Here is a 21,408-nt window from a genome sequence, read left to right on the forward strand (position 1 = left end):
CACTCCCCCCATTTCCTGTATAATTTTAATTTCACTATAAATTTTTTTTTGTTTTTTGTCTATCCATTTTGAATATGCATCCACTGCGTCATTTTTTGTGATACTATCGGCTGTGACAGGATGCGTTTGAAGTCTACCCGAAGGGCGTGACGTAAGCATGAAACCAAAAAATTCCTGGATTGAATATACAATTCCGGACGATTGGGAAGGTGCCACCCTGCAAGACGTGCTGACAGGACCGATGCAAATTTCCCGCCGCATGATTCAAAAACTGACTCGCAGCAAGGGGATATTGTATAACGGCAAACCGACTTTTTTAAAACGGCAGGTGAAAAAAGGACACTTTGTAAAAGTGGCAGCCGAATCCGGCAACCGGCAAACCATTGTGCCGCAGGAAATTCCATTTGACATTTTATTTGAAGATGAACATCTGTTGGTCGTCAATAAACCGGCGGGAATCAATGTACATCCCGTTCAACCGGGACAAACCGGCACTTTGGCTAACGGCATTGCATGGCATTGGCAACAACATGGAATCAGGATTCCGGTGCGTCCTGTGCATCGCTTGGACCGCGATACGTCCGGCATTCTTCTCGTTGGAAAATCCGCTTTCGCACATCAGCATTTGGATCGGCAATTGCGCCAGCGGGAATTGAAGCGGGTCTATCTGGCATTAGCGGAAGGAGACTTTCAGGAGGAAACCGGCACTTTACAGTTCCCGATCGGAAAAGATCCGAATAACCCGGCAAAACGCAAGGTACGGCCGGACGGCGATCCGGCGGTCACCCATTTTCAAGTGGTAGAGCGTTTCGGGACAGTAAGTTTGCTGCGATTGCAGTTGGAAACAGGGCGAACGCATCAGATACGGGTGCACTTGGCTCATTATGGCCACCCGGTACTGGGAGATCGCCAATACGGGCGGCCATCCCCGTTGATCCGCAGGCAAGCGCTGCACGCCTCGGACATTTCCTTCGTTCACCCGATGACCGGAGAGAACATGGCGTTTTGCGCATCTTTGCCGGAAGATATGCAGGCTGCGATACAACGGATGCAAGAAACTTGACCCATTTTTCCTTTCATTCCGGAAAACTTTTCTTTCTTACAAAAATCCGCATCCCTTCCACAAGCGAATTGTCCGCTTCCAGTTGATGCCCTGTCGGATCGACCGCATACAACTGATCCCGTTCGACCAGTTTGACAAGATCGGGATCACGGCGGGCCAAGTACGCGCGGATGGCGTGACTGACCCGCTGGTTAAACGGCAGCGTGACCGCTTTTTCATTGACAAACACAGTGACTTTATTCATCTAAAACCGATTTCCTCCTTTAAAACGCATTTCCATTTTCTTCTCAGTATGAGTTTGCCGCTTCTTTTTCATTCTTCCCGGCTTCTTTCTTTAGACCGGTTTTTTGAAATTTAATACAAATCATGATACGCTTATAAGGCATGAACGGTTGGAAGGGAGTTATCGGCGTGAATCGAGACACGCTTATCATCATACCCGCATATAACGAAGAGAAAAGTATTGCACAGGTCATTCGTTCCATTCTCCGCTACACGCCGGACGCCGATATTGTAGTGGTCAATGACGGTTCGACAGACAACACAGCCCAGGTCGCCGGACAAGCAGGCGCCATCGTGTTAAATCTTCCTTTTAATGTAGGCATCGGAGGCGGCATGCAAACCGGTTATCTGTATGCGCATGAAAAAGGGTATCGCTATGCGGTCCAGATTGATGCTGACGGTCAGCATGATCCGGCAGATTTGCCGCGGCTGCTTCAACACGCCAAAAACGGGGAAGCCGACATGATTCTCGGTTCCCGTTATATTGCCAAAACCTCTTATAAATCCTCTGCCATGCGGCGGGTGGGAATGATCTTCTTTTCCAAACTGGTGTTTTTGCTGACCGGCCAGGAGGTAAAAGACACGACCAGCGGTTACCGGGTTGTCAACAAAAACCTGATCGATCTGTTCAGCCGCTCGTATCCGACAGATTATCCGGAAGTGGAAGTGATCGTATTTTTAAAACGGCACGGATACTCGCTGCTGGAAGTACCTACCGAAATGCATCAGCGTCAGGCCGGCGTTTCGTCCATCACACCTTTTAAATCGGTCTATTACATCGTAAAAGTGGCGCTTGCGCTCATCATGAACGTACTGAGACATCGAAAGGCAAGGGAACTGTCATGACAGTCTATCTGTTTTCTTTATTGTTTTCGGTCGGTTTTATCGTGGTCGTGCTCGATCTGGTGCGCCGCCAGCGGTTGAAAGAACAATATTCGCTGCTCTGGCTGCTGGTTGGAATCGGTCTGCTGGTCGTTTCTTCCAATACAGTAGTGCTCGAATGGACCGCCCGAATGCTTGATATCAAGTACGCCCCGGCCGTCCTGTTTCTGCTTGGGCTGATCTTCTGCTTTGCCCTGATTCTCCATCTGACTGTGGTCATCTCGCGTTTGTCTGACCGCGTGCTGCGCCTGACGCAAGAACTGACCGTATTAAAAGCGGAACAGGAAAACCAACCGCAATCGACCATACAGCAAACCACCACACAGCAATCCACCATACATCCGGAAACCGCAGCGCATGCGAACGGGGAAAGGACTGCCGGGATTTGATGAACTACCTGTACCTATTCATCAATATTGTGCTGCTCGTACTGGGACAAGTGTTTTTCAAAATCGGCTTGGAACGGATCGGCGGCGTCAGTTTAAACAATCTGTGGAAAGCGGCTGCCTCCCCTGCCATTCTCATCGGACTTCTGCTTTACGTCGCAACAACCGGGCTCTGGTTTGTCATTCTGTCCCGCATGCCGTTTAGCATTGCCTATCCGCTGCAAAGTCTCGCCTACGCGCTGGGCGTCGCTATCGCCGTCTTTTATTTTGGTGAGACTGTCCCTCTTATCCGTTGGATTGGCGTATTTGTGATTCTGGTCGGGGTGATTTTGGTCGCCTGGGAATAACGGTACCCTGTATAATGATTTCAAACTCTGCCTACCTGGCAGAGTTTTTTTGGCAAACTTTTCAATTTTCTTCGTCAATTAAAAGGAATTTTCCGACAAAAAGTCGAAAAAAATAAAAAACCATTTTTTAAACAGACACAAAGGGGCGGGGCAGCAGATGCAGTGGATCAAGAATGTGAAGACCTCGGCAAAGATTATTTTATTGGTGCTTATAACGGCTGTATTTATGGGAGCGGTGGGCGGCACCGGGTATGTGTATTTGAAACAGGCCAACAACCGGATCGAGTCGATGTTTTCCGACAATCTGCTGCCCATTCAGTATTTGAACGCAGCACGAGCCTACTCGAAAGCAAGCGAAGCACTTGTATTGGAAATCATGCTTACGAAAGACACAGCCGAACAAGTAAAAATTCGAAACGATTTGAACAGCCAGGCGAAAGCGTTTAACTTGGAAATTGCCAATTATGAAAAAACGGGTTTGGACGATTTTGAAAAGTCAAAGCTGGCAAATTTAAAAATCGATCTGGAAGCTTACCGGGGCCAGCGAGAAATGTTCCTGGATGCGGCCGTAAGCGGTTATCGCGATGAAGCGTATGCGATGTACAAAACATCCGCCAATTCGGTCACTCAAGTAAACAATGGTTTGGAAGAGTTGGCCAATTACAATGCCAAAAAAGCGCAAGACCAGAACGCGCAGAGCCAGAAAGCTGAGCTGACAGCGGTTACCCTATTGTCTGGAGTGATTGTAATCGGGATTGTGCTGGCAATTGGCATCGGCTACCTGATTGCCCGTATGATCAGCAAACCGCTCGCGCAGGTAACGGAGATTACCAACCGTGTGGCAGAAGGCGACCTGCGTGTGGAAGAGATCGACAACAGCTCGCAAGATGAGATCGGTCAACTCGCACAGTCTGTGAACCAGATGGTGCGCAATCTGAAAAATTTGATCCGTCAGGTCAAAGAAACATCGGAACAGGTGGCGGCCGCCTCAGAAGAATTGTCAGCCACTTCCGAACAGACCGGACGCGCGACAGAACTGATCGCTTCCACAATAGAAGAAATGGCAGCCGGCTCCGAACAGAGGCTTCATGCCGTACAAGAGTCGAAACAGGTGGTCGATGAAATATCGGTTGGCATTCGGCAAATCGCCGATCATGCGCAGAACGTGGCACAAACCTCTCTGCACACATCCAATCTGGCTTTGGAAGGCAATAAAGCGGTACAAACGTCTGTCCAACAGATGAACTTGATCAGCAACACGGTCAATGACTTGGCCGATATCGTCAAAGGGCTTGGTCACCGTTCGCAGGAGATTGGGCAAATCGTGCAGGTGATCACCGATATTGCGGAACAAACGAATTTGCTCGCTTTAAACGCTGCCATCGAAGCAGCTCGGGCAGGTGACCAGGGACGCGGCTTCGCGGTTGTCGCCGATGAAGTCCGCAAGCTGGCCGAGCAGTCTTCCCAATCGGCGCAGCAGATTACCCAATTGATCAAAGGGATTCAGGACGAAACCGGAAAAGCCGTACAGACCATGGAAACCAACACGGAAGAAGTGGCTGTTGGCATCGACTATGTGAATACTGCCGGACGCACTTTTGAACAGATTCAGCAATCGATTACACAGGTCACAACCCAGGTGCAGGAAGTTTCCGCCGCTTCCCAACAAATGTCGGCCGGAACCGATCAGTTGGTCCGAACGATTGCCGGTTTTGCAAAGACAACCGAGGAAGCTGCCGCAGGTTCTCAGACCATCTCTGCTTCGGCGGAAGAGCAGTTGGCTTCTATGGAGGAAATGACCTCATCCGCCTCCTCTCTCGCCCAAATGGCGGAAAGCCTGCAACGGACGGTGGAAAAATTTAAAATCTGACCGTGACATTTGCCTATCTGACGGCATACAATGCCACATGACTTTGACCCAGCGGGTCAGAATCATGTGGCTTTTTACTTATTTCGATTAGGAGAGGTGAACGACATACCATGTGTGGGATCACAGGATGGATCGACTGGCAGCAGGATTTGACACAACAGCGGGCCGTCTTGGAATCGATGACAGAAACATTGCGTTACCGCGGCCCGGATGCATCCGCCGTCTGGTTGTCGCCCAACGCTGCGTTCGGCCACCGCCGATTGACCGTTGTGGATCCGGTCGGAGGCGCGCAGCCGATGATCCGCGAACGCGGAGACAACACGTATGTGATCGTATATAACGGAGAACTGTACAATACAGAAGATCTGCGGAAAGAGTTATTGGAACGGGGGCATACGTTCCGCTCTCATTCCGATACGGAAGTGCTTCTGACTTCCTTTATCGAGTGGGGACCCGCCTGCGTGGAGAAACTGAACGGGATTTTTGCGTTTGCGATCTGGAACGAACCGGTGCGGCGGCTTTTTCTGGCGCGCGACCGGCTGGGCGTCAAACCGCTTTTTTACACGGAACGCGGCGAAAGTTTTCTGTTTGCTTCCGAGTTGAAGGCGCTGCTCGCCAATCCGTTGGTGGAACCGCTGATTGACGCGGAAGGATTGGGGGAAATTTTTGCGTTGGGGCCGTCCCGCACGCCCGGACACGGAGTGTTCAAGGGAATTCGGGAACTTCGTCCGGGAACCTGCATGACGGTCGATTCAAACGGGTCGAGGTCGCATACCTATTGGCGGTTGGAAAGCTGGCCGCATGAAGACGACCTCGATACGACAGCGGCAAAATTGCGTGAACTGTTAACCGATGCGATTGAACGCCAACTGGTGTCTGACGTGCCGCTCGGCACCCTTTTGTCCGGCGGGTTGGATTCCAGCATCATCACCGCCGTGGCAGCACTTGCGTATAAAAAGAAGAAACGCGGCCCACTCGATACGTACAGCATCGACTATGTGGACAATGACAAATATTTTAAAGCACATGCGTTTCAGCCGAATGCGGATGCGCCGTTTATCAAGCGCGTGAGCGAGTACTTCGGAACGAAGCACCACTCGATTGTGATCGATACACCCGAGCTGGTTGATGCCTTGCGGACAGCCGTGCTGGCACGCGATTTGCCGGGACAGGTGGACGTTGACTCTTCTCTTTATCTGTTTGCCCGCGAAATCAAGAAAGAAACGACGGTGGTCCTGTCGGGCGAATGCGCCGATGAACTGTTTGGCGGATATCCCTGGTTCCACCGAGAAGAGGACATGAACGGCAATACGTTCCCCTGGCTGCGGAAAACAACGGAACGGGCGCAGTTGTTGAACCCGGAAATTGTCAATCTCATGCAGCCGGAAGCGTATGTGGCCAGACGCTATGAAGAAACATTGGCAGAAGTTCCCCGCCTGCCGAGCGAAGATCCGTTTGAAGCGCGCCGCCGCGAGATGTTCTATTTGAATATCTATTGGTTTATGGCGCAACTGCTTGACCGGAAAGACCGGATGACCATGGCGGCCAGTCTGGAAGGCCGGGTACCGTTTTGCGATCACCGGTTGGTCGAATACGTGTGGAACATTCCCTGGCACATCAAAATGGCCGACAACCGTGAGAAGGGAATTTTGCGGCAGGCGTTTGACGGGATTTTGCCAGATGATGTGTTGTACCGGAAGAAAAGCCCCTATCCGAAAACGCATCACCCCGCTTACACAAGAGCGGTGCGGGAGTGGCTGATTGAGATTTTGAACGATGCGTCCTCTCCGCTGCTGCAACTGATCGATGAAAAAGCGGTTCGTACTCTGATCTGCTCGGATGCGGATACGACCCACCTGCCGTGGTACGGCCAGTTGATGAGCGTTCCACAGATGTACGCCTATCTGGCGCAAGTGGATACCTGGATGCGGACGTACCACGTGCGGGTAGTATAAAACAAAAGGCACACATGCAGATGGCAGTCGCGGTTCGTGATGATCGGCCCGACGCCTTGTCTGCGGTGTGCCCTATTTTTTAATCGTGTTCGCAAATCGGTTTTCGTCCCGGAAACCCTTCGTGCAGCCCATGCCAGAATCGGATGGACAGTGGTTCCCCCAGCTTCCAGCAAAGGTAGGCTTCTTTTCCGTCGATCTCGGTGTAAAAATCGATCAGTCCCAAATCGATGCTTTTGACTTCCGCCCCGTGCTCCTGCACTTGGTCGACCAGATGGTTGGCCTGCATCAGCAGAAATTCAACTTCTGCTTCATGCACAAAAAACTCGTCCTTGTCCATTTTGTGGCCGAAAGCGGCTTTCGCTGCCTGTAGTTGTATATGTTTGGCAGCTATCTCTTTCTTCAACTGCTGCAAGGAGATGAGTAAAGGTTCGATCAGCGGCAGTTGACGATTCGCTTCTTGCACTGTAAAATAACGCTTCATAGGCATCTCCTCCCCCTGATCACATCATACCATTACATTCTTCTTTTGCGAAGGTGGATATAAGGGGATTGAGGGAAGAATTCGGTGATGGATGGAGATCTTATTTGCATAACAGGCGGGTATGCAAGCGTTTTCATCGGGAGAACCTGGTATGTTAGCTGGGAACTGTTGTTACCTGGAAGATGCCATCACTTTCAGTCGCCAAGTAATCGCTTGTATAAATCGTATGCAGATTTATGGGGTGGCACAACAAAAGTGCAGTGGAAGATTTGGCAAGGAATTTTCCAGTAAAATTGACTTGTTATACTTACTCTAATCTGGTATATTGTTCTTTGCGCCGAATAATTCACGGCGACTGAAAGAATCGATGATACGGAGGCGGATGGGGTACTGGTGTCCCTCCCGGTCTTCAAAACCGAGCGTGAGGCATGGGATGTCTCAGGTGGGTTCGATTCCCACACGCTTCCGCCAAAAATCCTTATTGTAGCAAGGGTTTTCGCCAAATGAGCGAAAACCCTTTTGCTATTTCTGGAAATTTCAGGTGATGAAGAATGACGAAAAAACTGGCCGAGACCGAGGGGGTGAGCAGGACAAGACCGCGTGGGTCGGTAAGCAAAAGACCGAGTGAGTCTTATCTTTATATTCATTCATATATCTTGCATATTTAATCGGTCGAAGTGATTTGGCGGGAGGGCAAGAAAGGAGATAGAAAAACATGGCGCGTCCAAAATGGCGTTCCCAAGCACAATCATCCGATAACAAAGTTCAAGTAAGGTGGTCACTAGAGGAGGCTTTTCAACTTTTTCTCCGAGCCAAACGACTTGAACAATTAAAACCCCGAACCATTGAGGATCACGAGCGACACTTTGTATATTTAACCCGATGGCTTAAGTCAGAACATCCGGATATCAATTATGTAGATCAGGTCACTACGGATACGATTCGAGATTACCTGGATTTTATGTTGATGGATGAAGATAACGAGGAGCAAGACACCACTGCAAGAACGTACGGAACCGGACTGTTACCGGTAACAGTCAATGTCAGACTACGGACATTAAAAACTTTGTTCCGTTGGCTGACGGCTGAAGGATTTTGTCAGGAAAACCCTACGCAAAATATTCACCTGCTGCGTACGGAAGAGGATACCAACCAAGGCTTTACAACCGAACAGATTGCACTTTTATTGGCCCAACCGGACCTTAGCACCTATGTCGGTTTTAGGGATTATGCGCTAATGCTGTTCCTGCTCGATACCGGGGCTAGAATCCGTGAAACCTTATCGCTAACCGCATCAAATATTGATTTTATCAACTATACGGTTCAGTTTTCTTCCGAAGTGACAAAAACTCGAAAGCCACGCATCGTTCCAGTAAGCCAAAAGACCATCAACTGCATTAAGGAACTGCTAGCCGAAAACAAAGAACACTTTGGCGAAAAGGCGGAGCATATCTTTCTTGGCATTTACGGATCACCGATGGATCCTTCCACCATCAGGCATCGATTAAGAGAATATGGAGAACCAGCCGGAATTGAAAACGTATGTCGCGTGAGTCCCCATACATTTCGGCATACCTTTGGCCGACTCTATATTCGAAACGGTGGAGATGTGTTCACGCTTCAGAAGATATTGGGGCATAGCACTATGGAGATGGTGCGGAAGTATGTTCAAATGGCGCAAGAGGATTTACAAGATGCTCATGCTAAATTCTCGCCTTTAAATAACCTAAAGTTATGAAAGATCAAGGAAAACAGCTCTGAGATGTTACCTCACCGATTAAAACGAATTACTCTATGTTTACTGCGTAATCTTCCTTGACCTTTCTACGCATAGGAATTTCTCTGTGGTTGGCGACTATCGAGAGTTTGGGAGGGGTAGACAGTGAACAATAGTGACGAAATTGCTGATCTAGATTGCCTTATTTTTTGGGTATTCCGCTCCAATTTTGGCTCACCTTATCCCCTCCCCTTCAAGTATTTCGCAGTTTTATTCTTGAAGAAAAATTACGGGTATTCGGATTTTCTGGTCGAAAAGGGCTTATAAGAGCCCCTTGTCTAGTTTTTCAATCAAGGTGGAAAAATCAGCTCCAAAGTTTTGATTGTTTGAATGGATCTGTTGGTAGAAAAATCATATTCTCGAGTAAGTATGGTTGATCAGAGAGATGCTCAAAACTAAAGTCTCGTTTTTGATATTTTGGTTTCTTTTGTTTGTAGAGCCCTTTTGTAAAAGAATCTTTCTTAGGAGCTTCAATGACAAGTAGCTTATTGTAACCAACCTTTTATTATAGTCGACCCGAAGGCTAGGAATAACCGTTGGACAAGAAAATGGGCTTTCCTACACGCTTTTCTTTTTGAAAAGCTTCCGGTGACCAAGGATAACATTCAACAGGGCTGTAGGCGTGTTGGAGCGAATACGGGATTTTTATAAATCAACCGGTTGGTTTTGCGATTTAAGCGATTGTGTGTCATAATAAACAACTCCTTTGTAGGCAATAATGTATCTTACCTAAGATGATAAGGTTATATGCCTTAGACGGACCGCTTTATCTCCGTTAAATATTGAGGGGAGTGGCATAAACTCCCCTTCTCCTTAAAGTATTTCCTACCATGTTTTTATTTTAAACACTAAGCACTATGTGTCAGCTATGCACTTCCGCCACGTCGCGGCGTGCTCGGGACTTTCACCCGCAAGTACGATGCGCTGCCAAGCGCACGAAAAACGCCTCAGCTAATGGCTGAAGCGTTCATTTTGCCTAGCAACGACCTACTCTCCCAGGGCTCATGCCCAAGTACCATCGGCGCTGGAGAGCTTAACTTCCGTGTTCGGGATGGGTACGGGTGGGTCCTCTCCGCTATTGTCACTAGACTTGCAGGGATGCAAGTCGCTCGACGTTGTGACAGGATGTCACAGTTCCTGGTCGAGCTTCCTCTTTCTTTATTCAGGGTTGCTCCCTGAAAACCAGATGCGAATATGAGTGGCGCATGGGAATCCATGATGGATTAAGCCCTCGATCGATTAGTACTGGTCAGCTCCATGCCTCACGGCACTTCCACACCCAGCCTATCTACCCTGTCTTCTTCAGGGGATCTTACCATGTTCTCCATGTGGGAAGTCTGATCTTGAGGGGGGCTTCGCGCTTAGATGCTTTCAGCGCTTATCCCGTCCCGACTTGGCTACTCAGCGTTGCAGTTGGCACCACAACTGAGACACCAGCGGTCGGTTCATCCCGGTCCTCTCGTACTAAGGACAACTCCTCTCAAACTTCCTGCGCCCGCGGCAGATAGGGACCGAACTGTCTCACGACGTTCTGAACCCAGCTCGCGTACCGCTTTAATGGGCGAACAGCCCAACCCTTGGGACCTACTTCAGCCCCAGGATGCGATGAGCCGACATCGAGGTGCCAAACCTCCCCGTCGATGTGGACTCTTGGGGGAGATAAGCCTGTTATCCCCGGGGTAGCTTTTATCCGTTGAGCGACGGCCCTTCCACTCGGCACCGCCGGATCACTAAGCCCGACTTTCGTCCCTGCTCGAGTTGTCCCTCTCGCAGTCAAGCTCCCTTTTGCCTTTGCACTCAAAGCGCGATTTCCATCCGCGCTGAGGGAACCCTTGGGCGCCTCCGTTACTCTTTAGGAGGCGACCGCCCCAGTCAAACTGCCCACCTGACACTGTCCTCTCACCTGCTTCAAGGTGACGAGTTAGAAGATCAATACCTCAAGGGTGGTATCCCAACGTCGACTCCACCTAGGCTGGCGCCCAAGCTTCGATGTCTCCCACCTATCCTGTACATGATGTACCCATCTCCCATATCAAGCTACAGTCAAGCTCCACGGGGTCTTTCCGTCTTGCCGCGGGTAACCTGCATCTTCACAGGTATTACAATTTCACCGGGTCTCTCGTTGAGACAGCGCCCAAGTCGTTACGCCATTCGTGCGGGTCAGAACTTACCTGACAAGGAATTTCGCTACCTTAGGACCGTTATAGTTACGGCCGCCGTTTACTGGGGCTTCGGTTCAAAGCTTCACACCTTTCGGCATTAACCCTTCCCCTTAACCTTCCAGCACCGGGCAGGCGTCAGCCCCTATACGTCGCCTTTCGGCTTAGCAGAGACCTGTGTTTTTGCTAAACAGTCGCTTGGGCCTTTTCACTGCGGCTCCCTCAGGCTTTGACACCCTACCGGAGCGCCCCTTCTCCCGAAGTTACGGGGCCATTTTGCCGAGTTCCTTAACGAGAGTTCTCCCGCGCACCTGAGGATTCTCTCCTCGCCTACCTGTGTCGGTTTGCGGTACGGGCACCGGCTCACTCACTAGAGGCTTTTCTTGGCAGTGTGAAATCAGGGACTTCGGTACTTCAGTTTCCCTCGGCATCACAGCTCAGTCTCACGAGGAGCGGATTTGCCTACTCCTCCTCCTCACTGCTTACACGGCCATCTCCAGCAGGCCGCTCTCCCTATCCTCCTGCGTCACCCCTTCGCTCAAACGCGAGCGCGGTGGTACTGGAATTTCCACCAGTTGTCCGTCGCCTACGCCTTTCGGCCTCAGCTTAGGTCCCGACTAACCCTGGGCGGACGAGCCTTCCCCAGGAACCCTTAGGCTTTCGGTGGACAAGATTCTCACTTGTCTTTTCGCTACTTATACCGGCATTCTCACTTCTATGCCCTCCACCAGTCCTTCCGGTCTGACTTCCACGAGCATAGAACGCTCCCCTACCACGACATTGTCATCCATAGCTTCGGTGTCCGGTTTGAGCCCCGTTACATTTTCCGCGCAGCGTCACTCGACCAGTGAGCTATTACGCACTCTTTAAATGGTGGCTGCTTCTAAGCCAACATCCTGGTTGTCTGTGCACCGCCACATCGTTTCCCACTTAACCGGTACTTCGGGACCTTAGCTGATGGTCTGGGCTGTTTCCCTCTTGACCACGGATCTTAGCACTCGTAGTCTGACTGCCGAAAATAAGTCAACGGCATTCGGAGTTTGACTGAGTTCGGTAACCCGCGAAGGCCCCTAGCCCAATCAGTGCTCTACCTCCATGACTCTTACTTCGACGCTAGCCCTAAAGCTATTTCGGGGAGAACCAGCTATCTCCGAGTTCGATTGGAATTTCACCCCTACCCCCAGCTCATCCCCGCACTTTTCAACGTGCGTGGGTTCGGACCTCCAGTAAGTGTTACCTCACCTTCATCCTGTCCAGGGGTAGATCACTCGGTTTCGGGTCTGCGACTCCAAACTTTCGCCCTCTTCAGACGCGCTTTCGCTGCGGCTCCGCATTCTCTGCTTAACCTCGCCTGCAATCGCAACTCGCCGGTTCATTCTACAAAAGGCACGCCGTCAGACTTTAACGTCCTCCGACTGATTGTAGGCACACGGTTTCAGGTTCTTTTTCACTCCCCTCCCGGGGTGCTTTTCACCTTTCCCTCACGGTACTGGTTCACTATCGGTCGCCAGGTTGTATTTAGCCTTAGGAGGTGGTCCTCCCGGATTCCCACGGGATTCCTCGTGTCCCGCGGTACTTGGGGTCCGTCTCGGAGATGGATCTGTTTCAGATACGGGACTCTCACCCTCTGCGGTGGGCTTTTCCAAACCGCTTCTCCTACACATCCATTTTGTAACTCCTCATGAGACGCCCCGCAACCCCAACCTGCAAGCAGGTTGGTTTGGGCTTCTCCGCGTTCGCTCGCCGCTACTGACGGAATCACTGTTGTTTTCTTTTCCTCAGGGTACTTAGATGTTTCAGTTCCCCTGGTCTGCCTCCTCGCTGCCTATGGATTCAGCAGCGGGTACTGGACCATTACGTCCAGTGGGTTCCCCCATTCGGATATCCCCGGATCTCAGCCTGCGTACGGCTCCCCGAGGCGTTTCGGCGTTCGCTCCGTCCTTCTTCGGCACCTGGCGCCTAGGCATCCTCCGTGTGCCCTTTGTAGCTTAATCATCTACATCGGTTTTACTCGGTATCTTCCCAGCTAATTGTGAATTGTATACTCGCTCCCCAATCTCTTTGGGTCCCCGCCAAAGTATTCGGTGTTGCTCCAACGCTTCACTTCACTTTGGTGGGTAGATGAGTTACCTCGCAATTTTTCGTTTCTCATATTCGCTATCCAGTTTTCAAAGAACAACTTAGATCACGGATGATCTATCCCGCGTTGTTGACATGGACGTCAACGTTTCTTAGCGGGGTTACCTTGGAACCATCCGCAAGTGTTACATAGCGCGATCTGACAGCGCAGCTGTCATGACGCGACTTGTGCCCTTTGGGTGCATAGCGCAATCCGACAGCAACGCTGTCGTGAAGCGACTTGTGCCCCTTGAGTGCTTGTGCCCTTTGGGTACAAGGAGCAATGGTGGAGATAAGCGGATTCGAACCGCTGACCCCCTGCTTGCAAGGCAGGTGCTCTACCAACTGAGCTATATCCCCTTATTCTCTTACCTCTAAGAAAGAAAATGGTGGGCCTAAGTGGACTCGAACCACTGACCTCACGATTATCAGTCGTGCGCTCTAGCCAGCTGAGCTATAGGCCCAAGGATGACAATTGTATCATGTTGAAGCATTTGCTCCAACCCTCAAATCTTGCCACCTGAAGAAACTCTTCCTTCTCTCGAAGGCTGTCGTTCCTTCAAAACCAAATCGTGTAGGAAAGCCTGTGTGTTCGTGCTTGTGCTCTTTCGAGCTCCTTAGAAAGGAGGTGATCCAGCCGCACCTTCCGATACGGCTACCTTGTTACGACTTCACCCCAATCATCGATCCCACCTTCGGCGGCTGGCTCCCTTTCAGGTTCCCTCACCGACTTCGGGTGTTACCAACTCTCGTGGTGTGACGGGCGGTGTGTACAAGGCCCGGGAACGTATTCACCGCGGCATGCTGATCCGCGATTACTAGCAATTCCGGCTTCATGCAGGCGAGTTGCAGCCTGCAATCCGAACTACGAACGGTTTTCAGGGTTTCGCTCCAGATCACTCCTTCGCTTCCCGTTGTTCCGCCCATTGTAGCACGTGTGTAGCCCAGGACATAAGGGGCATGATGATTTGACGTCATCCCCGCCTTCCTCCGGTTTGTCACCGGCAGTCACCTGTGAGTGCCCAACTCAATGCTGGCAACACAGATCAAGGGTTGCGCTCGTTGCGGGACTTAACCCAACATCTCACGACACGAGCTGACGACAACCATGCACCACCTGTCTCCGCTGCCCCGAAGGGAAGGTCTATCTCTAAACCGGTCAGCGGGATGTCAAGCCCTGGTAAGGTTCTTCGCGTTGCTTCGAATTAAACCACATGCTCCACTGCTTGTGCGGGCCCCCGTCAATTCCTTTGAGTTTCAGTCTTGCGACCGTACTCCCCAGGCGGAGTGCTTACTGTGTTGACTTCGGCACTGATGGGTGGACCCCACCAACACCTAGCACTCATCGTTTACGGCGTGGACTACCAGGGTATCTAATCCTGTTTGCTCCCCACGCTTTCGCGCCTCAGCGTCAGTTATCGGCCAGCAAGGCGCCTTCGCCACTGGTGTTCCTCCACATCTCTACGCATTTCACCGCTACACGTGGAATTCCCCTTGCCTCTCCGATCCTCAAGCCATCCAGTATCCAGGGCCATCCCGGGGTTGAGCCCCGGGCTTTCACCCCAGACTTAAATGGCCGCCTGCGCGCGCTTTACGCCCAGTAATTCCGGACAACGCTTGCCACCTACGTATTACCGCGGCTGCTGGCACGTAGTTAGCCGTGGCTTCCTCCTTGGGTACCGTCACGCCATGAGCATTCCCTCTCTCAGCCATTCGTCCCCAAAGACAGAGTTTTACAACCCGAAGGCCTTCTTCACTCACGCGGCGTTGCTCCATCAGGCTTGCGCCCATTGTGGAAGATTCCCTACTGCTGCCTCCCGTAGGAGTCTGGGCCGTGTCTCAGTCCCAGTGTGGCCGTTCACCCTCTCAGGTCGGCTACGCATCGTCGCCTTGGTGAGCCGTTACCCCACCAACTAGCTAATGCGCCGCGGGCCCATCTGTCAGTGATGCCGTAGCACCTTTTACAACCCTTAGATGCCTAAAGGCTGATTATCCGGTATTAGCACCCGTTTCCAGGCGTTATCCCAGTCTGTCAGGCAGGTTACCCACGTGTTACTCACCCGTCCGCCGCTGGCTTCCAGAGAGCAAGCTCTCTTTCCGCCCGCGCGACTTGCATGTATTAGGCACGCCGCCAGCGTTCGTCCTGAGCCAGGATCAAACTCTCAATGAACAGTTAGTGCTTCAGCACTTACTGTGAATGGATCCCGTTCCATAGGAATCGGGATTTCCTTAGATATACTCCGCGTTGCCAACAGGACGTTGGCGCTCTTAGCGGAGCCACCTCTGTGAATGGTTCCCGTTCCATTGGAATCGGGATTTCCTTAAGAATCCATCTGGCTCCCTACACGATTCAGTTTTCAAAGAACGACTGCCACCTTTGGTGGCTTAGCGTTGCTTGTGCCCCTCGGGTGCTTGTACCCTTTGGGTACAAAGAACGACTCGTTGTGTTTCCCAAAAGAAGCGACAAAGATGATCTTAACAGATTCAAACGTCCAAAACAAGTGGGAGTTTTTATCTTTTTTTCGTGCCGCTCGCTCGCGGCGACAAGGGATATAGTATCACGACCTTCCCCTACTTCTCAATCCCCAATTTCAAACGAATTAGAACAAACATCACGTTTTAAATCATAAATCTTTTTATTTCTTCTTTATTCTAAAACATTGTATAAAAAGCAACCATTCGGCACGTAATCATCTAAACAGGTATAAATAAACTTTTTGCTGCAAATTCTAACCTGGAACAAAAACTAAAAACGAGGTGCGTCCAATGGACATCCCCATATGGCGGATTGCTCTGTTAACCGCAGTGACACTTGTGTCCCTGTCGAGCAATCCCCATGCTGTTGCCAAAGCACCTAAAACGAGGCTTTCGGCAGCAACTGCAACAACACCTTCGTGTGTGATGTATCAAGTACAGGAAAGTGATAATGTATGGAAAATTTTACGGCGGTTTACGATTGATTTTGACCAACTGAAACTCGTAAACCCTCAACTGGATACAGGCCATTTACAACCGGGACAACATTTGAAAATACCGATGGGTCGAAATTTGCCGGATGCCATTCAACCCACAATGGCAACGCAAGACCGTCAGGCGATCTCGCGAAGCGGGAAAACATTTCGCTTTAATAAAAAACTGGATTGTACACTGACAGCCTATACGGCAGGACCTGAATCAACCGGCAAACGGCCGGGCGATCCGGGCTACGGAATTACGTTCTGCGGCAAGCGAGCTGCTGAGGGCAGGACTGTTGCAGTGGACCCGCAAACCATCCCGATCGGCAGCCAGCTTTATATAGAAGGAATCGGATTTCGAACAGCTGAAGATACGGGCGGTGCTGTAAAAGGTTCGCACATAGATGTTTTCTTTGAGGACATCAACACCGCCATTCAGTTCGGAAGGCAAAAAGGGATTCCTGTTTACGTTCTTGAGACGTCAAATTAAATGACAAATGCGGCAATACCAACTGAGCCGGAGGTATTGCCGATTTTATTTTCTGTTCTATTATTACAGACGATCATGCAGTTTTCCCGTCCTCCGATTGAAAGAGAAAACGGGAGTTCCCGTGACTTTTCCTTGTTAAAGCTCTACATACTCGCTCACATACTCTTGAAACCGACGAAAATCACCCGCATGATCCACCACCATTTGATACAACTGAGCTACATCCCGCTCCAAATAGTCGTGTGCCAATACACGCCGGAATTTCACTACCTGCATAAAAAAGTCGGCAAACTCACTCGGAAACAGCTTCTCGTCAGCTAACACCTGTATAATATCCTCATAGGAACTGGGGTCCCGCATAATCAACGCATCAATAATCAGGTTCCCTACATCTGTTGCACATTCCAGCGCCAAATGCAAAGATCGTTCTGCCGCCGATTGCAGGATCACATCTGACATAAACTGCTGACGGGGCAGCGCAGTCAGTTTTTCCAACACATCGATATGACGGTCCATTTCCGCGAAAAATTGGCGAATCTGTTTCCGATGCTGATCCGTGATAAACAAAATCGATCCGTCCTCCCTACTTGAACTTGGTTCTCATTGTACATCTTTTTTCCAATGCATGCATGACCGTCGTTCACAAAAACGTCAGAGAGTTGCACATAGACCTTTTTTTCGAAGGGTGGTACAATGAATGATGTGAATAAGGTGCAGTAGATTGAACTGACCGCCACATTTGCCATTGTTCGATTCCCGTCGCGAACAGGTGCAGTAGGCGGTTTTTTGCTTGGCAAAAATCACCCTCTCATAATAGGAGTTTAGGAATGGCGACAAAATCAGATTTTCAGCTTCATCTAATTACAGATGGAATCAAACAGGCAAACGAACTGTGCAACACGGTCGAAAAAGCGTTGCAAGGCGGAACGGATGTAATCCAGCTTCGCTACAAATCAGCCGCTGCGCTTGATGTCTACAAGCTGGGTAAAGCGTTGCTGCCTATCATCCATACATATCAAGCGGGTCTTCTCATTAACGATAGAGTAGACGTGGCGCTCGCGCTGCAGACAACCGGTGTCCATTTGGCCGGTAAAAGCCTGCCCGTCGCCGCTACAAAAACGATTATCGGAGAACGAATGCTGCTGGGCTGTTCCGTTCATTCGGTGGAAGAGGCGAGACAAGCCCAGGCGGCTGGAGCCAGTTATGTTACATTTGGTCATATTTTTCCGACCAAATCAAAACCTGGGCTGCCGCCGCAAGGGACTGACGCTCTTTTTCAAGTGGTGCAATCCGTGTCGATTCCGGTCCTCGCCATCGGCGGGATCACAGCCGAAAATATTGACTTGGTTTTGGCCACCGGATGTGCCGGAATTGCCGTAATCGGCGCCATTTCGGATGACAAAGACCCGCAGACAGCCGCCGGAAAACTGAAAGCGCGCATGAATGCCAGCCCTTATCGACCCAAACATGCATTTATAAAGAAGTAGGAAAAACTGCCTGTAGAACATCCCTAAACTATTGACCGCAGAAAGCGTCATTCGTTTAAGAATGTAAAATTGTAAGGAAGGAAGGAATCCCCCATGCGGAAAACATTTGATGTATGCATTATCGGCGGCGGTATTATTGGCACTGCAATCGCCTATTATACAGCCAGAAAAGGGCTGCGCCCGCTGATTCTCGAACGCAGCACGTTTGGCAGTCAATCGACACAAGCGGCAGGCGGCATGCTTGGCGCACAAGTGGAAACAAATACGCCAGATCCACTTTTCCAGTTTGCTGTACAAAGCCGCGCGATGTTTCAAGATCTGCAGGCAGAGTTAAAGGAACTGTCCGGGTATGATATCGAACTACAAACCGCAGGTATGATTCGGCTCGCTGTATCGGAAGAGGATCGCGCCTCCCTGCTTGCCAAACAGGAATGGCAAACACAGTTTGGGCAACGGGCCGAATGGATGGAAGATGCGGATATACGAAAAATGGCCGGCGATTTGTTTGGCGCAACATATGGCGGACTGTTCCTGCCGGACGATCTGCAGGTGCGCAGTATGGCGATGCTTCAGGCACTGCTCGCAGGCGCCCGCAAATTGGGAGCAGAGGTACAGGAACATACGGAAGTGATCAATTTTCTGCAGGAAGGCGGACGGGTAATTGGGGTAGAAACTGGCAACGGGCCATTTTACGCAGATCAAACCGTGCTGGCCGCAGGCGCCTGGTCGGGCCTGATAAGCAGGCGAATCGGCTTGGATTTGCCCGTTTTCCCGGTTAAAGGACAGTCAATTTTGGCGAAAGCCTCTTCTCCGATCACTCCGTTTACTGTATTTACGCATGGAACCTACTTCGTGCCAAAGATCTCGGGACATCTTTACATCGGCGCTACGATGGAGCAGGTGGGTTTCGACAAAACGCATACGCTGCAGGGCATCAACCGCATATTGACAGATGCCACGCGCATCCTGCCGTCCATTAAACAGTTGGGTATTCACTCCACTCTGGTCGGACTTCGTCCCGGATCTGCCGACGGACTGCCTTATATCGGTTCTATCGAAGGCATTGAAGGATTGCATGTCGCCTCCGGTCATTTACGAAACGGGATTTTGCTTGCGCCGCTGACCGGTCTGGTTGTATCGGAACTGCTGACCGGCCAACCTGTAAGCGTTGACTTGACACCTTTTTCAATAAGTCGGTAGAGCAAAAGCCCTCGGCTTCGCCAAGCCACTGGCGCATGCGAGCGGATCAGGGATTTCTGCCATAGTAACGGTTATCTCTGATCCGTTTTTTACGCTTCTGTAAGTTGCAACAAATCTCGCAACCGGTCAGGGTAATTGGTAATGATTCGATCGACGCCCGATCGGATCGCGGCCTTCAAATCGCGAAGGCTGTTCACCGTCCAGGTTGACACCGAAATCCCTTCTTGATGAAATGCATCTACCTGTTCCTTTTTTACAAATCGAAAATTTGGATGGGCAGCCGTCCCCCCCAGATTTTTGATATAAGAGACGGCGTCCTTCGGTTGACGCTCATACAGAACACCCGTCTGGATATGAGGCGCCAGTTTTTTAATTTGTTGCAGCGAGGAGTGATTAAACGAGGAAACGATCACATTGCCAATATCGCAGTATCGTTCGATCAAACGGACTATAGTTTCTTCCAATCCCGGGTAAGCGATTTTCGAGTTTTTCAGTTCTATATTCAAATACATCCCCTTACACTCTGTTAACACATCTTCCAAAGCAGGTATCCGTTCACCCCGCCACTGTTCTCCCTTCCAAAGGCCTGCATCGATCAATTGGATTTCCTTCCACAAAAAGTTGGACACCTGTCCGACATGATTGGTCGTACGGTCCAATGTTTCGTCATGTATGACAATTGGCACTCCATCACGAGTGAGTTGAACGTCAAACTCCAATCCGTGGCACCCTAGTTTTTGAGCCAATTTAAATGCAGAAAATGTATTTTCCGGCGCATAAGCAGAAGCGCCGCGATGACCAATGATCATTGGATTCAAACAGACCAACCCCAATTTTTCTGAAATAAAAAAATTTACCACATTGTAAAAAATTCGTTTCCGAATTGTGAACGATCGAGTATAATAGATGCGAAAGGATTAATGGATTAATCCAATTTTCTTCTAAGAAAGCACCGGGGGGTGAAGTTCATGCCATTTCCGATTGTTCGTAAGAACGGTATTCCGCTATACGTGCAAGTTAAAGAATCTGTGTTGGCAGAAATCAAGAGCGGACAGTGGAAAGCGGGCGATAAACTGCCCACAGAACGTGAACTCTCCGAAAAGCTGAATGTAAGCCGCAATACCGTTAGCCAAGCTTACCAAGAATTGGAAGCAGAAGGCGTTTTGACATCGATCCAGGGGCGAGGCACATTTGTTTGTGACCGAGATGGCGCCGTTTTGATTGAGAACCGTAAAGAACTTCTGCTAAAGATTATTGATGTAGCTTTGGAAGAAGGTTTACAGCTTGGGTTCACGATCGACGAATTTGTCGAGATGACCGAACTGCGGGCGGAAGAAAAGAAAGAATTTCTGAACAAGGTGCAGGTTGTATTTATTGAATGCAACAGAGAACAATTGGATTACTTTGCGAAACGGCTTCAGTTTGGATCCGGCGTAAACATTCTTCCGGTCTTACTGGATGAATTTCGCAACAAACAGGATGAATTCCTGCCCGCGATTGATTCGGCTGACCTTGTGATTACCACTTTCTTTCATTATGATGAAGTGAAAGGGCTTGTGCAAAATCACAATCAGGTATTGGCGATTGCACTCGACCCTCAGCTGGAAACAATTGTCAAGATCGCACGTATTCCCGCTGGAAAACGTGTAGGTTTGGTATGCCGTTCGGACAATTTTGCCAGTAAAGTGCTGTTGGCCCTGAAAAATGCCGGTCTCGACATGCAAATTGATGTTTCTGTTGTGGCAGATCAGGACGAACTGGTGCAATTTGTCGCAGATCACGACGTACTAATCGTCTCACCCGGTCGCCGTCGCGAAGTGGAAACACTTTCCAACCGACGCCGTGAAATCATTGAATTTATATACAAACCAGATGTCGCTTCTATTAATTTGTTGCGCGCCGCGCTGATTGATATTCGACGCAAATAACAAAAATAAAATCGAAGCGTTGTCTCGGT

At 50.1% G+C, this 21,408-nt stretch carries 16 protein-coding genes, 3 tRNA genes and 3 rRNA genes; 12 read left to right on the forward strand and 10 right to left on the reverse strand.

The window, feature by feature from the left end; all coding sequences use genetic code 11:
- Positions 1-157: 157 nt before the first annotated feature.
- Positions 158-1,063, forward strand: a complete 906-nt coding sequence (locus skT53_RS07155; RefSeq protein ID WP_200760419.1) for an RluA family pseudouridine synthase — start codon at positions 158-160, stop codon at positions 1,061-1,063.
- A gap of 13 nt (positions 1,064-1,076) precedes the next feature.
- Here the strand turns inward: skT53_RS07155 and skT53_RS07160 are convergent, their stop codons facing one another.
- Positions 1,077-1,307 (reverse strand): hypothetical protein, encoded by a 231-nt coding sequence (locus skT53_RS07160; protein ID WP_200760420.1) that lies wholly within the window; start codon positions 1,305-1,307, stop codon positions 1,077-1,079.
- Positions 1,308-1,474: 167 nt separating this feature from the next.
- Between skT53_RS07160 and skT53_RS07165 the strand changes: the two genes are divergently transcribed.
- From skT53_RS07165 to asnB, 5 genes are all read left to right on the forward strand, one after another.
- Positions 1,475-2,191 (forward strand): glycosyltransferase family 2 protein, encoded by a 717-nt coding sequence (locus skT53_RS07165; protein ID WP_226375366.1) that lies wholly within the window; start codon positions 1,475-1,477, stop codon positions 2,189-2,191.
- A complete protein-coding gene (locus skT53_RS07170; protein WP_200760422.1) occupies positions 2,188-2,616 on the forward strand; it encodes a DUF2304 domain-containing protein in 429 nt (142 codons plus the stop codon). The genes skT53_RS07165 and skT53_RS07170 overlap by 4 nt, the downstream gene beginning before the upstream one ends.
- Positions 2,616-2,960 (forward strand): DMT family transporter, encoded by a 345-nt coding sequence (locus tag skT53_RS07175; RefSeq protein ID WP_200760910.1) that lies wholly within the window; start codon positions 2,616-2,618, stop codon positions 2,958-2,960. The genes skT53_RS07170 and skT53_RS07175 overlap by 1 nt, the downstream gene beginning before the upstream one ends.
- 157 nt (positions 2,961-3,117) lie before the next feature.
- Positions 3,118-4,830 (forward strand): methyl-accepting chemotaxis protein, encoded by a 1,713-nt coding sequence (locus tag skT53_RS07180; RefSeq protein WP_200760423.1) that lies wholly within the window; start codon positions 3,118-3,120, stop codon positions 4,828-4,830.
- Between the two features lie 110 nt (positions 4,831-4,940).
- Complete coding sequence (gene asnB, locus skT53_RS07185) at positions 4,941-6,785, forward strand: asparagine synthase (glutamine-hydrolyzing) (protein WP_200760424.1); 1,845 nt, start codon at positions 4,941-4,943, stop codon at positions 6,783-6,785.
- Between the two features lie 79 nt (positions 6,786-6,864).
- On the opposite strand, the gene skT53_RS07190 is transcribed toward asnB, so the two are convergent.
- The gene (locus skT53_RS07190; protein WP_200760425.1) at positions 6,865-7,266 is read right to left on the reverse strand and encodes a DUF2203 domain-containing protein; all 402 of its coding nucleotides are present in this window, start codon (positions 7,264-7,266) and stop codon (positions 6,865-6,867) included.
- A gap of 374 nt (positions 7,267-7,640) precedes the next feature.
- Between skT53_RS07190 and skT53_RS07195 the strand changes: the two genes are divergently transcribed.
- Positions 7,641-7,737 (forward strand) — tRNA-Sec (locus tag skT53_RS07195).
- Between the two features lie 244 nt (positions 7,738-7,981).
- Positions 7,982-9,004: a tyrosine-type recombinase/integrase gene (locus skT53_RS07200; RefSeq protein WP_200760426.1), complete on the forward strand. Its 1,023-nt coding sequence runs from the start codon at positions 7,982-7,984 to the stop codon at positions 9,002-9,004.
- Between the two features lie 562 nt (positions 9,005-9,566).
- Here skT53_RS07200 and skT53_RS07205 read toward each other — a convergent pair.
- The 6 genes from skT53_RS07205 to skT53_RS07230 form a co-directional block, all read right to left on the reverse strand.
- Entirely contained in the window at positions 9,567-9,692 is a 126-nt protein-coding gene (locus tag skT53_RS07205) for a DUF255 domain-containing protein (RefSeq protein ID WP_200760911.1), read from the reverse strand.
- Between the two features lie 325 nt (positions 9,693-10,017).
- Positions 10,018-10,132: ribosomal RNA gene (gene rrf / locus skT53_RS07210) — 5S ribosomal RNA — on the reverse strand.
- Positions 10,133-10,262: 130 nt separating this feature from the next.
- Positions 10,263-13,196 (reverse strand): 23S ribosomal RNA (locus skT53_RS07215).
- Between the two features lie 408 nt (positions 13,197-13,604).
- Positions 13,605-13,680, reverse strand: a tRNA-Ala gene (locus skT53_RS07220).
- Positions 13,681-13,707: 27 nt separating this feature from the next.
- Positions 13,708-13,784, reverse strand: a tRNA-Ile gene (locus skT53_RS07225).
- 157 nt (positions 13,785-13,941) lie between these two features.
- A 16S ribosomal RNA gene (locus skT53_RS07230) occupies positions 13,942-15,490 on the reverse strand.
- The 16S, 23S and 5S rRNA genes sit together here with 2 tRNA genes alongside, the layout of an rRNA operon.
- A 596-nt stretch (positions 15,491-16,086) precedes the next feature.
- On the opposite strand from skT53_RS07230, the gene skT53_RS18830 reads away from it, so the two are divergent.
- On the forward strand, positions 16,087-16,764 hold the full coding sequence (locus skT53_RS18830; protein WP_200760427.1) for a 3D domain-containing protein: 678 nt from the start codon (positions 16,087-16,089) through the stop codon (positions 16,762-16,764).
- Between the two features lie 135 nt (positions 16,765-16,899).
- On the opposite strand, the gene hepT is transcribed toward skT53_RS18830, so the two are convergent.
- On the reverse strand, positions 16,900-17,331 hold the full coding sequence (hepT, locus tag skT53_RS07240) for a type VII toxin-antitoxin system HepT family RNase toxin (protein WP_200760428.1): 432 nt from the start codon (positions 17,329-17,331) through the stop codon (positions 16,900-16,902).
- A gap of 260 nt (positions 17,332-17,591) precedes the next feature.
- On the opposite strand from hepT, the gene thiE reads away from it, so the two are divergent.
- Together thiE and thiO are read left to right on the forward strand one after the other, a co-directional pair.
- The gene (gene thiE / locus skT53_RS07245) at positions 17,592-18,251 is read left to right on the forward strand and encodes a thiamine phosphate synthase (protein WP_200760429.1); all 660 of its coding nucleotides are present in this window, start codon (positions 17,592-17,594) and stop codon (positions 18,249-18,251) included.
- 93 nt (positions 18,252-18,344) lie between these two features.
- Entirely contained in the window at positions 18,345-19,451 is a 1,107-nt protein-coding gene (gene thiO / locus skT53_RS07250; RefSeq protein WP_200760430.1) for a glycine oxidase ThiO, read from the forward strand.
- An 89-nt stretch (positions 19,452-19,540) separates the two neighbouring features.
- Here the strand turns inward: thiO and skT53_RS07255 are convergent, their stop codons facing one another.
- Positions 19,541-20,260, reverse strand: coding sequence for a glycerophosphodiester phosphodiesterase (locus tag skT53_RS07255; protein WP_200760912.1), 720 nt, complete (start codon positions 20,258-20,260; stop codon positions 19,541-19,543).
- Positions 20,261-20,419: 159 nt separating this feature from the next.
- Here skT53_RS07255 and skT53_RS07260 point away from each other — a divergent pair, with 159 nt between their 5' ends.
- The gene (locus tag skT53_RS07260) at positions 20,420-21,379 is read left to right on the forward strand and encodes a GntR family transcriptional regulator (RefSeq protein WP_200760431.1); all 960 of its coding nucleotides are present in this window, start codon (positions 20,420-20,422) and stop codon (positions 21,377-21,379) included.
- Positions 21,380-21,408 lie beyond the last annotated feature (29 nt).

Source organism: Effusibacillus dendaii, assembly GCF_015097055.1.
Classification (GTDB): domain Bacteria; phylum Bacillota; class Bacilli; order Tumebacillales; family Effusibacillaceae; genus Effusibacillus; species Effusibacillus dendaii.